Origin of the sequence: Streptomyces sp. CB02058, assembly GCF_001905505.1 — a bacterium.
In the GTDB taxonomy this organism is placed as follows: Bacteria; Actinomycetota; Actinomycetes; order Streptomycetales; family Streptomycetaceae; genus Streptomyces.
The window spans coordinates 532452-546606 of sequence record NZ_LIPG01000002.1 but is presented as its reverse complement, the minus strand read 5'-3'; the positions used below and the strand labels follow the sequence as shown (position 1 = coordinate 546606).

General features: G+C 71.9%; 8 protein-coding genes. All 8 read right to left on the bottom strand.

Translation table 11 applies throughout. The features are described 5' to 3' along the window. Nucleotides 1–52: 52 nt before the first annotated feature. Nucleotides 53–1591, bottom strand: coding sequence for a glycosyltransferase family 4 protein (locus AMK10_RS09580; RefSeq protein ID WP_158070868.1), 1539 nt, complete (start codon nucleotides 1589–1591; stop codon nucleotides 53–55). Between the two features lie 33 nt (nucleotides 1592–1624). After that, the gene (locus AMK10_RS09575; RefSeq protein ID WP_073746948.1) at nucleotides 1625–2908 is read right to left on the bottom strand and encodes a nucleotide sugar dehydrogenase; all 1284 of its coding nucleotides are present in this window, start codon (nucleotides 2906–2908) and stop codon (nucleotides 1625–1627) included. Next, nucleotides 2905–4536, bottom strand: coding sequence for a glycosyltransferase family 2 protein (locus tag AMK10_RS09570; RefSeq protein WP_073746946.1), 1632 nt, complete (start codon nucleotides 4534–4536; stop codon nucleotides 2905–2907). The genes AMK10_RS09575 and AMK10_RS09570 overlap by 4 nt, the downstream gene beginning before the upstream one ends. Further along, complete coding sequence (locus AMK10_RS09565; protein WP_073746944.1) at nucleotides 4533–6116, bottom strand: glycosyltransferase family 4 protein; 1584 nt, start codon at nucleotides 6114–6116, stop codon at nucleotides 4533–4535. The genes AMK10_RS09570 and AMK10_RS09565 overlap by 4 nt, the downstream gene beginning before the upstream one ends. Continuing rightward, the gene (locus AMK10_RS09560; protein WP_073746942.1) at nucleotides 6106–7125 is read right to left on the bottom strand and encodes a Gfo/Idh/MocA family protein; all 1020 of its coding nucleotides are present in this window, start codon (nucleotides 7123–7125) and stop codon (nucleotides 6106–6108) included. The genes AMK10_RS09565 and AMK10_RS09560 overlap by 11 nt, the downstream gene beginning before the upstream one ends. After that, entirely contained in the window at nucleotides 7122–8240 is a 1119-nt protein-coding gene (locus AMK10_RS09555) for a DegT/DnrJ/EryC1/StrS family aminotransferase (protein WP_073746940.1), read from the bottom strand. The genes AMK10_RS09560 and AMK10_RS09555 overlap by 4 nt, the downstream gene beginning before the upstream one ends. Before the next feature lie 343 nt (nucleotides 8241–8583). Then, nucleotides 8584–12741 carry an Rne/Rng family ribonuclease gene (locus AMK10_RS09550; RefSeq protein ID WP_073746938.1) on the bottom strand — a complete coding sequence of 1386 codons (4158 nt, stop codon included), beginning with the start codon at nucleotides 12739–12741 and terminating at the stop codon, nucleotides 8584–8586. 229 nt (nucleotides 12742–12970) lie between these two features. Then, nucleotides 12971–13750 (bottom strand): TIGR03936 family radical SAM-associated protein, encoded by a 780-nt coding sequence (locus AMK10_RS09545; RefSeq protein WP_073746936.1) that lies wholly within the window; start codon nucleotides 13748–13750, stop codon nucleotides 12971–12973. Nucleotides 13751–14155 lie beyond the last annotated feature (405 nt).

Genomic DNA, 14155 nt, shown 5'->3' with positions numbered 1-14155 from the left:
CACCCCGGCCGGGGTGGGCCCTTCGCCGTACCGCCTCCCGGAGACGGACCGGTCAGTCCAGCAGCCGCTCGTACAGGGCGACGTACTTCTCGGTCTGCACTTCCCAGCTCCACTCGTCCAGCATGCCCGGCTGCTCGTACGGCGCCGTGTAGCGCTCACGGTCCGCGAGGATGAGCCCCACCGCTCGGGCCAGGTCCTCGCCGTCCTCCGAGCGGAACACCTCGCCGTTGCCGACGCGGGTGACCTCGTCCGACATGGCCTTCACGTCACTGACCGCCACCGGCAGCCTGGCCTGCATGAACTCGAAGAACTTCGTGCTCAGCGCGACCTCGTGGTTGACCGGGCCCTTGCGCAGGGGGTGGATCCCGACGTCCGCGGTGGAGAGGAAGCCCACCAGGACGTCGTAGGGCACGTAGGGCATCAGGTGGATGCGGTCCGCCACGCCGATGTCCTCGGCGAGCGTGCGCAGCGACTTCACGTACGCGCCGTCGAGGTTGTTGATCACGAAGGCGACGTGCAGGTCGCCGGTGTGCCGCAGCGCCTCGACGACGGTGTGCAGCCCCCGCTGCGGTCCCGCCGCGCCGCAGTACACGGCGAGCGGCGTCGCGTCGTCCAGGCCGCAGGCCTCGCGGACGTGCTTGGCCCCGCTGTCGGTGGCCCAGGCGCCGCGTTGACCGGGGATGAGCTTGGGCGGGGCGTTGAGCGTGACTTCCGGGCGCTCGGTCAGGCCGTGCGATTCCTCGAGCATCTCGGCCAGGGCCGGGGACACCGTGACCACCGCGTCCGCGTATCCGATGTGCTCGCGCTCATAGGCGATCTGGGCCGCCAGCCACTTCTTCCCGGGGGCGTTGAGACCCGGCACGAACTCATGGGCGTCGTAGACGAACCGAATGGTCCGCCCCGCCCGGCGGGCCCGGGCGACGTAGCGTGCGGCGACACCGAGCATCCGGAAGTCGTGGGCGTGGATCAGATCGGGCTTCAGCCGGTCGAGCTCGGCGCTGAAGCTGATCTCGTAGCGGAACGGCAGCGGGTCGAGCCGCCGCCACGCCCGGTCGCCCATGACCGCGGTCCAGAACACGGCCTCGATGTTCTCGAGCGTGCCGTCGTGCTTCACCCGGGCGTCCAGCGCCGCGGGGGTCTGCCTGGCGCGTGCGGCTATGAACGAGCGCCGGGCCTTGGCCGCGGCCCGCTGCACCACGTGCGGGACCCTGCGCCCGGTGGAGCGCTTGCGGGAGATGCCGGTGCGCACCGCGTCACCGGCGCTGCCGACCAGCAGCTCGGCGGTGTCGACCGCGATCTGGTTCTGCTTGAACTCGATACGGTTCTTCGCCGTGTAGGCCAGCGGGTAGCGCAGCCGGTGGAGCCGCAGCCGCAGCGTCTTCTTGGCGACGAGGTGCTTCAGCGGAACGCGCAGCACCCGGGCAGGGCCTATCGCGTACTCGTCCCTGCCGGTCTTCGGCGCCTTCCCCAGCAGATGGACCTCCCAGCCGGCCTCGGCCATCGCCCGGGCACTCTTCTGTACCCGGGAGTCACCGTCGACCGTGTTGTCCACCAGCATGACCACGCGCCCTGGGCGCTTCACTGCAGTCATTCTCATTCCAATCGGAGAAGGCGCCGGAACCTGTCAGCCGCCGATGACGACGCGTCGCACGCCCGCCCAGTTGGCCGGGTCGGTCGTGCGGCGGCCGTCGACCAGGACGCGGACGTCCGGCAGGTCGGCGGCGGCGAGCTCACGGTACTCGGCGTGGTCGGCCTGGAGGATCGCGGCGGTCACGGCCTGGCCCTCGTGCGGCACGAGGCCGTGCGCGGTCAGCTCGTCGGCCGTGTACATCGGGTCCGAGACGAACGGCACCGCGCCGCGCGCCTTCAGCGCCTCGACCACACCGAAAACGCCGGAGAAGGCGGTCTCCTTGACGCCACCGCGGTAGGCGGCGCCCAGCACCAGGACCCCGACGCCGTCCAGGTCGCCGTAGGCGGCGGCCAGCAGGTCGACGGAGTACTCGGGCATCGCGGCGTTGGCCTCGCGGGCCGAGCGCACGACGGTGGCCTCGGGGTCGTTCCAGAGGTACATCCGCGGGTAGATCGGGATGCAGTGGCCGCCGACGGCGATGCCGGGCTGGTGGATGTGGCTGTAGGGCTGGCTGTTGCAGGCCTCGATGACCTTCTTGACGTCGATGTCGTTCTTGTCGGCGAACCGGGCGAACTGGTTGGCCAGACCGATGTTGACGTCGCGGTAGGTGGTCTCGGCGAGCTTGGCGAGCTCGGAGGCCTCCGCCGTACCGAGGTCCCAGACACCGTTCGGACGCGCCAGGTCCTCGCGCTCGTCGAAGTCGAGCACGGCCTCGTAGAACTCCACGCCGCGCTGCGAGGACGCCTCGTCGATGCCGCCGACGAGCTTGGGGTAGCGGCGCAGGTCGGCGAAGACGCGCCCGGTGAGCACGCGCTCCGGCGAGAAGACGAGGTGGAAGTCGCGGCCCGGGGTGAGGCCGGAACCCTCGGCAAGCATCGGCGCCCAGCGGGTGCGCGTGGTGCCCACCGGCAGGGTGGTCTCGTAACTGACGAGGGTGCCCGGCTTCAGGCCCGCGGCGATGGCCTTCGTCGCGGCGTCCATCCAGCCGAAGTCCGGCGTGCCCTCGGCGTCCACGAAGAGCGGGACGACGACCACGACGGCGTCGGACGCGGCGACCGCGGCCGTGGTGTCCGTCGTCGCGGAGAGCAGGCCGGCGCCCACGGTCTCCTTGAGCTTGACGTCCAGGTCGTGCTCGCCGGGGAACGGCTCGGTGGCCGCGTTGACCAGCTCGACGACCTTCTCGTTGACGTCGGCGCCAATGACCTTGTGGCCCTTGGCGGCGAACTGCACGGCGAGCGGAAGGCCGATCTTGCCGAGCGCGACTACACAGATGTTCATCGGGTTACTTTCCTCTTCAGCCTGGACAGCATGTGGCGCAGCCGCTTGCCCGCACCGGGTTTGATCTCCCACAGGGGCGCGGTCGTGATCACGAGCCGTCCCTTGGGGTTCTGGTTCGCCGCGACCCTGTACGGGACGGCCTGCCGCCAGCGGCGGGCCAGGGGCAGCGGCCGTCCGCCGGTCTTCACCGGGATCTCGTACGTCGAGCCTGCCACGTCCACATAGACGCGGACGCCTCGCTTCGCCTTCTCGGCCGGGACCGGGATGTCCGCGCGCACCAGGGTCGCCCGGCCGTCCTCGGCCGGGGTGCGGGTGAACCCGCCCGTGGACGCCGGCGGCTCCTGCCCGTCGGTGAGCCGGCGCGCACCGGGCTTGTCGGCGCTCTTCGGCATCGCGCCCTGGACGAGGCGCACCGTCAGCGAGCCGGTGTCACCGAGGACCCCGACCCGTGCGGTGAGGATCAGCCGCAGGTCGTCACCGGTCTGGTCCCAGCCGGCCTCGACCAGCCGGGTCCCCTGTGCCAGACGCCCGGGCACGGCCTCGCCGACCAGTTCGTAGACGCGGTCGGGAAGCCCGAGGTCCTCGTCACGGAAGCCGGGGTACATCGCGAAGGCCCGGCCGTCCTCCAGGTGGAAGGGCGGGGCGCCGTGCTCCGCCTCCTCGGTGATGGCGCGGACCAGCGCGTCCACGGCACCCGCCTGCGCGAGGCAGATCCGCACCCGCCGCTTGACGTCCAGGGTGTCCCTGAGTCCGTCGGTGAGGTACTCGTCGGCGAGGGTCGCGATGCCCGCGCAGACCTGGCGCCGGGTGTCCTCGTCGAGCGCGGGGAAGTCGCCCTGGACGAGCTTGGCGATCTCCCAGGTGAAGTGCCGCTCGAAGAGCGCGTCCCGGTCGGGACCCGCGTCCACGAGCGAGGCGGTGTGCTTCATGATCGCGGTGGTGCAGCGCAGCCGGGACAGGTGATTGGCCCGGTAGGTGATGTTGCTGGAGTCGCCCCGCTTCACCGCGTAGTAGAAGGTGTAGTCCGAGAGGACGGAGATCTTCCGGGCCCGGACGCACGCCTCGATGGTGAACGGCTGATCGCTGCCGACCGGCAGGTCCTCGGGGAAACGCAGCCCGTGCTTCTCGACCAACTCGCGGCGGAAGAGCTTGGTGTTCGCCAGCGTGAAGGGCAGGCTGGAGCGGTAGAGGCTGACGTCGGGGTCGTTCTTCTTGTACAGCTTCTGGTGCACGTAGCGGCCGTTGGTGCCGACCATCTTCCCGACGACCACGTCGGATCCGTGCTCGTCCGCGTAGTCCACCATGCGGGCGAGGGCTTCCTCGCCGAGGTAGTCGTCCGAACCTATGAAGTACACGAACCGGCCGGTGGCCACATCCAGCGCCCGGTTGCTGGGCGCGGCGGGGCCACCGGAGTTGGCCTGGTGGATGACCTTGACCGTGCCGGGGTAACGCTCGGCGAACCGGTCGAGCTCGGCACTGCTCCCGTCGGTGGAACCGTCGTCGACCGCCACGACCTCCAGGCGGTCGAGACCGATGCTCTGCCCGACGAGGGAGTTCAGGCATTCCGTCAGGTAGGGCATGGTGTTGTAGACGGCCACGACGACCGTGACATCAGGTCTTCCGGTCATGCCACCACCTGGGCAACACTCGCCGGAGCCTTGCCGCGGGTACCGCCGCCGAGCACGCGGTCGTACACATCGTCGAGCACCTCTGCCTGCGCCTCCCAGGTCCACTCCTCGAGCAGCCCCTCGGAGTCGTAGACGCCGCGGTACTTCTCGGGGTCGGCCAGTACGGCCTTGACCGCGCGGACGTAGTCGGACACGTCCTCGGCGGTGAACACCTCGCCCTGACCGGTGCGCGCCACCATCTCGCCCATCGTCTTGACGTCGCTGACGACGAACGGGAGCCGCGCGTGCGAGTACTCGAAGAACTTGGTGATCAGGGCGATCTCGTGGTTCGGCCAGTGGTGGATCGGGATGACCCCCACGTTCGCCGAGGCCAGGAACGGCACGACCTGGTAGTGCGGGACGTACGGCAGGATGTGCAGCCGCTCCGTCACGCCGAGCTCCTGCGCCCGCGCCGTCAGCTGGTTCATGTAGTCCGACGTCGGCCGCAGCACCACGAAGGCCACGTGCGTGCCGGGCAGTTGCGGAAGTCCCTCGACCATGATGTCGAGGCCGCGCTGCGGGGCCGCCGCACCGCTGTAGACGGCGAGCGGGACATCGGGCCCGATCCCGCACAGCTCACGCAGGTCCGGCACGGGCTCGGCGGCCTGCTCGGGCGAGATCTCGGCGTCCGGGGCGTTCAGCACGACCCCGGGCTTCTCCTTGAGACCGTGCCGTTCGGCGAGCATCTCGGCGAGGGTCTCGGAGACGGTCGTCACGGCGTCGGCGTACTGCGAGAACTCCCGCTCGTAGGCGCACTGCGCGACGTGCCAGCGCGGGTGCGAGTTCCACGGCTTGATGCCCGGCAGGAACTCGTGGGCGTCCCAGACGAGCTTGACGGAGCGGCCCTTGGCCTCGGCCCGCAGCTTCGCCCGGGCGCCCACACCGAGCATGCGGAAGTCGTTGGCGTGGATCAGGTCGGGCTCCAGGGAGTCGATGACCTTGCCGTACGCCAGCTCCATGTCCCACAGCGCGGGGTCGAGACGACGCCAGGCGCGGTCCCCCATCGTGCGCAGCCAGAACGCGGTGGTGAAGCGGTCCAGCGGGGAGTTCATGTCCTTGCGGCGCTGGTCGAGGGTCTCCGTCTGCTTGACGCGCAGGGCGACCCACTTGCTCATCACCTTGGAGGCCACCCGGGGCGGCAGCAGCTTGAGCCTGCCGACCGCGGAACCCTTCCGCCCCGCCTGGATGAGCCGGATGTTCAGCTCGGTCCGCCATGCCTTCATCCGCTGCCTGCGGTAGGCGGCCAGGGGGCCCGGCTTGTAGGCGAGCGGAGACCTCAGAATGGCGCGACGGTACTCGTGGCGCCTGCGGTGCATGGGCGTCGGGACGTGCAGCAGGCGTACCTGGGCGTCACCGATCTGCCAGCGCTGTCCCTTCTTGGTCGGGGACTTGCCCAGCAGGACCACGTCCCAGCCAGCCGCAGCGGCGGAACGCGCCTCCTTCTGGACACGCGAGTCACCGTTCACGCCGTTGTCGACCAGCATGACGATCTTGCCGCGTGTGCTGTGCTTCGTCGCCGTCACCGAACTCTCAACCGCCATGATGAGCGGGCTCTCCTGTCTCAAGAACAATCGTCCGACCGCTCCGGGCCGATTCCAGCACCGAAGCCGCCACCTCAACGGTACGCAGCCCCTGCCGCAAAGTGCAGATATCGGCCGACTCGCCCAGCACGGCGTCCCGGAAGAGCTCGTGCTCGACGAGCAGCGGCTCGCGCTTCGGGATCGCGTAGCGGATCATGTCGCCCTCGGAGACACCGCGGAAGGCGCGCAGCGCCTCCCACTCGGTCGTCACGGCCGCGTTCGAGTGGAACGTGAGGTCGGCGGTGAGGGTGTCGGCGATGTAGCAGCCGCGCTCGCCGGTGACCGAGGTGAAGCGCTCCTTGAGCGGGCTCAGCCAGTTGACCAGGTGGTTGACCATGGTGCCGTCGGAGAGCTGGCCGACGGCGGAGACCATGTCCTCGTGCTTGCGGCCGGACTTGGAGACCGTGTGGGCCGCGATCGAGGTGTACGTCCGGCCGGTGACCCAGCCCGTGAGGTCGATGTCGTGCGTCGCGAGGTCCTTCACCACACCGACGTCGGCGATGCGGTGGGGGAAGGGCCCCTGGCGGCGGGTGACGACCTGGAACACGTCACCGAGCTCGCCGGCCTCCAGGCGGCTGCGCAGGGAGCGCAGGGCCGGGTTGCAGCGCTCGATGTGGCCGACGCCGGCCACCAGGCCGCGCGACTCGAAGGCCTCGACGAGGCGGCGGGCGCCCTCGACGGTGTCGGCCAGCGGCTTCTCGATCAGGGCGCAGACGCCGGCCTCGGCCAGCTTGAGGCCGACCTCTTCGTGGAGGGCGGTCGGGCAGGCCACGACCGCGTAGTCGACGCCGAGCGCGATGAGCTCCTCGACGGTCGACAGGACGGGGGCGCCCTGCGCCCAGCCGTTCTTGTCGCCCATCGGGTCGACGACGCCGACCAGGGTCACGCCCTCCAGTCCGGCGAGGACACGGGCGTGGTTGCGCCCCATGGAACCGAGGCCGATGAGGCCTGCCCTCAGTACGGCGGTCACAGGTTCTCCCCCAGCGAGTTCACGGCGTCGGCGATGCGCGCCAGGTCACCCTCGCTCAGCGACGGGTGGACGGGGAGCGAGACGACCTCGGCGGCGGCCCGCTCGGTCTCCGGCAGGTCCCAGTTGCGGCCGGCCTTCTGGTCCGGCTCCCAGTACGGCTTCAGCCGGTGGATCGGGGTCGGGTAGTAGACGGCGTTGCCGATGCCCGCCTCGGTGAGCTTGGCCATCGCGGCGTCGCGGTCGCCCTGCACCCGGATCGTGTACTGGTGGTAGACGTGGCGGGCACCCTCGGCGACCGGCGGCGTCGTGACGTTCGGGGCGGTGATGTGCGCGTCGAGGTAGGCGGCGTTGGCGCGGCGCTGCTCGGTCCAGCCACCGACCTTGGTGAGCTGTACGCGGCCGACGGCGGCGGCGACGTCCGTCATGCGCATGTTGGCGCCGACGATCTCGTTGGCGTACCGCGCCTCCATGCCCTGGTTGCGCAGGAGGCGCAGGGTGCGGGCGAGTTCGGCGTCGGCCGTGGTGACCATGCCGCCCTCGAGGGAGTGCATGTTCTTGGTCGGGTAGAAGCTGAACGTTCCGCCCGCGCCGAACGCGCCGACGGGGGTGCCGTTCAGAGCCGCGGCGTGCGCCTGGCACGCGTCTTCGACGACGGCGAGTTTGTGCTTCTCCGCGATGGGCATGAGCTTGTCCATGGCAGCCGGGTGACCGTAGAGGTGCACCGGCATGACGGCGGCCGTGCGCGGCGTGATCGCCGCCTCGACGGCGGCCGGGTCGAGGCCGTAGCTGCCGGGCTCGATGTCGGCGAACACGACGTCGGCGCCGACCAGTCGGACCGCGTTGGCGGATGCCGCGAAGGAGAAGGACGGGACGATCACCTCGTCGCCCGGGCCGATGCCGAGGGCGAGCAGCAGCATGTGCAGTGCGGAGGTACCGGAGTTGACGGCGACGCAGTGACGTCCGTCGACCAGCTCGGAGAAGCCTTCCTCGAAGGCCGCGACCTCCGGGCCCTGCACGACGCGACCGCTGCGCAGCACGCGTACGGCTGCCTCGATCTCTTCTTCACCGATGACCGGGCGGGCAGCAGGAATCGGCTGCTCGTTGATGCTCGTCATGGACGTCCTCCTTGAACACCGCAAGAGCTCTTCACAGGCAGAGGTCTGGGGTGCGGGACGTCTCACGAGGCCGCGCATAACCCCACCGGCAGAATGCCGACGCCCTACCAAGGAAACTTGGGTCCGGTCTGTCCTGAACCGGGCCGGTCACCGACCGTAGTTCCCGTCCAGGAACTTCACAGCCAGCGACCGCCGTCACATTATCAGGGATTTCTCAGGCGATTTCGGGCCTGTTAACCGGCTAGTGCATCAGTTCTGAAACAAAGCACGTGTCCCGCCCCGAAGGCTTCGGGGCGGGACACGGATCGATGAACAACCGGTTACGAAAGGCTCGGTCGGCGATTCACTCCGAATCGGCGGACGGAGCGGAAGCCGTCACGGAAGGCGACGACTGCTCGGCCGCGACGGTCTTCTTCGCGGCCGCCTTCTTCGTGGTCGTCTTCTTCGCGGCGGTCTTCTTCGCGACCGTCTTGGCGGCCGTCTTCTTGGTGGCCGCCTTCTTCGCCGTGGCCTTCTTCGCGGTCTTGCGCGCTGCCGTCTTCTTGACCGGAGCCTCCGTTTCCGACGCCTCGGCCTCGGGGGCCTCGGGCGTGTCGGACTCGGTGCCCGCGACCACGACGACCGCGGCCTCCTCGGCACCGGCGGGCGACCCGGCCGGAGCGGTGACCTTGCGGGTCACCCGGCGACGGGCGCGCGGCGGGGCCGCCGGGGCGGACTCCTCCTCGGCCGCGGGGGCCGGCGTCTCATCGGACGGAGCGGGAGCCGGGGCCGCGGGGGCCTCGACGACCGGGTCCTCGACCGCGACGGGCTCCGCCGCGGGCTCGGCCGGCTGGACCGGGGGCGTCACATCGGCCGCCTTGGGCGAGCCCGCCGGAGCGGTCGCCTTCCGGGTCGCCCTGCGACGCGCACGCGCCGGAGGTGCGGCCTCGGGCGCGGGGGCCTCGGCCTCGGGCTCGGCCGGAGCCGCCACCGGGGTCTCGGCGACCGGCTCGGGCTGCGGCTCCTCGACGACCGGGGCCGGAGCGGGCTCCGCCACCGGGGCACCGGCCGGAGCCGTCACCTTGCGGGTGGCACGCCGGCGGCCACGGCCGCGCGACGCCGCCGCCTCGGCCTCGGCGGGGCTGCTGTACAGCTCCTCGTCGGCCACGAACTCCGGCTCGGGCAGGGCCACCGGTGCGGCGACCTCCGCCGCGACCTCGGCCTCGGTCTCCGCCTCGTGCTGCTCGGCGTGCTCGTGGTCCTGGCCGTGCTCGTGCCCGGCACCACCGCGGCGCTTCTTGGAGCGCTTGCCACCGCCACCGGCGGAGGTCGGCTGCTCCATGTGGACGATGACGCCGCGCCCGTTGCAGTGGACACAGGTCTCGGAGAAGGACTCCAGGAGACCCTGGCCCACCCGCTTGCGGGTCATCTGGACCAGGCCCAGCGAGGTGACCTCGGCGACCTGGTGCTTCGTACGGTCGCGTCCCAGGCACTCCAGCAGCCGGCGCAGCACCAGGTCGCGGTTGGACTCCAGCACCATGTCGATGAAGTCGACGACGACGATGCCACCGAGGTCGCGCAGCCGGAGCTGGCGCACGATCTCCTCGGCCGCCTCCAGGTTGTTCTTGGTGACGGTCTCCTCGAGGTTTCCGCCCTGCCCGGTGAACTTGCCGGTGTTGACGTCGACGACGACCATCGCCTCGGTCTTGTCGATCACCAGCGAGCCGCCGCTGGGCAGGTAGACCTTGCGGTCCAGCGCCTTCATCAGCTGCTCGTCGATGCGGTACGTCGCGAAGACGTCGACCTCGGAGGTCCAGCGCGAGAGCCGGTCCGTCAGGTCGGGCGCCACGTGCGAGACGTATCCGTGGATGGTCTCCCAGGCGTCGTCACCGCTGACGATGACCTTCGAGAAGTCCTCGTTGAAGATGTCGCGGACGACCCGGACGGTCATGTCCGGCTCGCCGTAGAGCAGCGTCGGCGCGTTGGAGCTGCTGGTGTTCTTCGACTTCTTCTGGATCTCTTCCCACTGCTGCTGGAGACGCTCGACGTCACGGCGCAGCTCGTCCTCGCTCGCGCCCTCGGCGGCGGTGCGCACGATGACGCCCGCGTCCTCGGGAACGATCTTCTTGAGGATGGTCTTCAGCCGGGCACGCTCGGTGTCGGGCAGCTTGCGGCTGATGCCGGTCATCGAGCCCTCGGGCACGTAGACCAGGTAGCGGCCGGGCAGCGAGACCTGGCTGGTCAGGCGGGCGCCCTTGTGGCCGATCGGGTCCTTCGTCACCTGGACGAGGACGGACTGGCCGGACTTCAGCGCGGTCTCGATGCGGCGGGGCCCGTGGGCCATGCCGAGCGCCTCGAAGTTGACCTCGCCCGCGTACAGCACGGCGTTGCGGCCCTTGCCGATGTCGACGAAGGCGGCCTCCATGGACGGCAGGACGTTCTGCACCTTGCCCAGGTAGACGTTGCCGACGTAGCTGGTGGCCTGCTCCTTGTTGACGTAGTGCTCGACGAGCACGTTGTCCTCGAGGACGCCGATCTGCGTGCGCTCGCCGCTCTGGCGGACGACCATGACGCGCTCGACGGCCTCGCGGCGGGCCAGGAACTCGGCCTCGGTGATGATCGGGACACGGCGGCGGCCCTGCTCCCGGCCCTCGCGGCGGCGCTGCTTCTTGGCCTCCATACGGGTCGAGCCCTTGATGGACTGGACCTCGTCGAAGCCGGTGCCGGGCTCGCGCTCGGCCTCCTTCTTGCGGGGCTCGCGGACCTTGACGACCGTACGCTCCGGGTCGTCGGAGCCCGTGCCGTGGTCCTCGCCGGAGGCGTCCCCGCTGCGACGGCGACGGCGACGGCGGCGACGGCTGCTGCTGGAGCCGGCGGAGGACTCGTGCTCGTCGTCCTCCTCTTCCTCCCGGGCCTGCTGCTCGTCCTCGGAGCGGTCCGCCGCGGCGTCGTCGCTCTGCTCGGCGTCGTCCGCCTCGTTGGCCTCGCCACGACGGCGGCGACGGCCACCACGACGGCGGCGGCGCGAGGGGCGGTCGCCGTACTCGTCCGACTCGTCGCCCTCGTGCTCGGCCTCGGTCTCCTGCTCGGCCTCGTGCTCGTCGTCGACGGCGGTGGAGGCGGCGGGCTGCTCGGCCGGGAGCGTGACCGGGGTCGCGGCCGGCTCGGTCTCGACGGCCTCGCCACGACGGCGCCGACGGCGGCGGGAGCCGCCCTGCGGTGCGGCCTCGGCCGCCTCGGCGGGTGCGGCGGCCTCGGGGGCCTGGCCGGCCTCGGCCTTGCGCGGCGCCCGGTCCGAGGTCTTCCGCTCCTCGACGTCGTCGCTCTCGTCGTACGGCGAGACGGAACCTGCCGCGGCCGCGGCGGCGGCAGCGGTCTCCGGGGTCTGGAACATCGGCTCGGCGAAGACCGGGGCCTGGAAGACGGCGACGGCGGGACGCGTCGCGCGGCGGCCCTTGCGGGCCGGTTCCTCGGCCTTGCCGGTGAACTCGGGTCGGCCCGCGGCGGCGGTGGCCCGGCGGCGCTGACGGCCTCGCGGCGCGGCTTCCTCGACCTGCTCGGTCTCGGTGGCCAGTTCCTCGGCGACGGCGGCGGGGAGGCTCTCGGCCTTCTCGGCGGCCGCCTCGGCGACCTCCTCGACGGGCTGCGGCGAACCGGCCGGGGCGCTCGCCTTGCGGGACGCCCTGCGGCGTCCGCGGGGGGCCTCGGCGGCGGGGGCCTCCTCAGCGACGGCGGGCTCCTCGGCCCGGGCGGTCCCGGCGACCGGCTCGGCCACGGTCTCGGCCTGGGTCTCGGTGCCCTGGGCGGCCTGCGGCGCACCGGCCGGGGCCGACGCGCGGCGCCTGGTGCGGCCACGCGGGGCCGCGGCGGGCTCGGGCTCGGCCACGGGTGCGGCGGGCTCGGCGGCCTTCACCGGCTCGGCTTCGGGGGTCTCCTCCGCGACGGCCGCGACGGCCTCGGCGGTCTGCGGGGCGCCCGCCGGAGCGGTCGCCTTACGGGTGGCGCGGCGGCGGCCGCGGGGCGCCTCGACGACGGGCGCCTCGACGGTCTCCTCGGCCTCCTCGGCCTCTTCCTCCACGGGGGCGGTCTCGACGACCGGCTCCACGACCTCGGCGGTCTGCGGGGCCCCGGCCGGAGCGGTGGCCTTGCGGACCGCACGGCGGCGGGCACGCGGAGGCGCGGCCTCGGCGGGCTCGGGGGCGGTGACCGGCTCGGCGGCCGGGGTCTCGGCCACCGGCTCCACGACCTCGGCGGTCTGCGGGGCTCCGGCCGGAGCGGTGGCCTTGCGGACCGCACGGCGGCGGGCACGCGGGGGCGCGGCCTCGGCGGGCTCGGGGGTTTCGTCGGCAGCGGCCTGTACGGCCGGCGCCACGTCCTCGGCGGCGGACGCGCCCGGCGCGCCCGACGGCGGTCCCGCGGGGCGGGAGGCGGCGCGGCGCCTGCGGCGCGGCGGCAGCTTGTCCCCGGGGGCGTTGTTCTCTTCGGTGTTCCCGGTCGTACCGGGTTCGTTCGGCTCGTGCATGCGGGCGGTTCTCCCGTCGCGCTCCCGGGCGCCACGCCTGAATCCGGTCCGGCGCGATTCGCGTGATGTGCGCGATACCGCCGTCCGGGGCGCGGGCGCCGCACGGGAGCTGATGTCTGGCTCGCCGGTTCCGTACGCACTGCGCACGGCCTGGCGAAAGTCTTATGGGGCGGTGCGCGGCCCGACCCAGGTGGCTCCCGAGTCCGAGGGCTGCGCTACAACGACCGCCTTACGCGGAACCTGCACCTTCCGGCGCCGTCGCGGCGGCGGCCGGATCGGCCGTGGAAACGGCCGGGGCAGCCTCGCGGTCGGGCGCGAGCGGGTCGGTCACCGTGCCGGACTCCTCGTCGAAGAGCCCCTGCGCCAGCCTGGTCACCGCTGCGGGGACCGGCGGCGTTAGGTCGGCCACAGCTCGGAGACCGGACAGGACGTCGTCGGGTCGCACGGCAGGTGTCACGTGCCGCACTACCAGCCGCAGTATCGCACAGGGCCCGTCCCCGGACCTATCAGGCTGTGGATCAAGAGCCTGCAGGTCGGCCACGGCCGCGCGGGCGTCGAAGCTGCGCATGCCGTTCTTCGCGCGGCGCTGGACCTCGACGGTCTCGGCTGCCAGGAAGGCGGCCACGGCCTTCTCCGCGTCCCGCACGGCGACGCCGTCGAGCCGCATCTCCCATACGGAAGCGGTCAGCCGGTCGGCGAGGCCGGAGGTACGGGCCTCCACCGCGTCGATGACGTCGAGCCCGTCGGGCATCGACTCGTCGAGCAGCCTGCGCAGGATGTCCGGATCCCGCGCCTCGGTGAGGGCGATCTCCAGGAACTCGGCCTCGCTGCCCGTGCCCGTGGGGGCGGCGTTGGCGTACGACACCTTGGGGTGCGGGGTGAATCCGGCCGAGTAGGCCATGGGCACCTCGGAGCGGCGCAGCGCCCGCTCGAAGGCACGCTGGAAGTCTCTGTGACTGGTGAACCGGAGGCGGCCCCGCTTGGTGTAGCGCAGTCGGATGCGCTGCACCGCCGGTGCGGGCGGCGGGCCTTCGGGCTGTCGCTTGCCCAGTGGTTCTTCTCCTCGGTGCGGGGCGGCCGCGGTGGCGTGCCGCCCACGAAATACGGGGTGCCCCGGGGTGCCGCTCCGGCTCACCCCCGCCTGACGTTTTCGTCGGCAGGCAGGGAGATCTCTGATGCGGGCGCCGCGCTGGGGACAGTCGTTGTCCTACCCAGGGTACGCGCAGCGGACCCTCCGAGTTCCCGCGAGTCCGTGACCTGGGGCGGTCCGGCCTGCGCGCGCCACGCGTCCCGGCGCGCCGTGCGCAGGGTCTCCCGGCCCGCTGACAGCGCGCCGCGGGCGGCGCGTCCCATGCCGGACAGGACACGGACGCCCGGCCCGGGGTTCCCGGGCCGGGCGTCCGTCACGGGGCTG

Bases quoted from the DNA above. Each gene is read 5' to 3' on its own strand.
- AMK10_RS09570 (WP_073746946.1), bottom strand. From the start codon at position 4,536: ATGACCGGAAGACCTGATGTCACGGTCGTCGTGGCCGTCTACAACACC.
- AMK10_RS09565 (WP_073746944.1), bottom strand. From the start codon at position 6,116: ATGGCGGTTGAGAGTTCGGTGACGGCGACGAAGCACAGCACACGCGGC.
- AMK10_RS09580 (WP_158070868.1), bottom strand. From the start codon at position 1,591: ATGACTGCAGTGAAGCGCCCAGGGCGCGTGGTCATGCTGGTGGACAAC.
- AMK10_RS09550 (WP_073746938.1), bottom strand. From the start codon at position 12,741: ATGCACGAGCCGAACGAACCCGGTACGACCGGGAACACCGAAGAGAAC.
- AMK10_RS09575 (WP_073746948.1), bottom strand. From the start codon at position 2,908: ATGAACATCTGTGTAGTCGCGCTCGGCAAGATCGGCCTTCCGCTCGCC.
- AMK10_RS09555 (WP_073746940.1), bottom strand. From the start codon at position 8,240: ATGACGAGCATCAACGAGCAGCCGATTCCTGCTGCCCGCCCGGTCATC.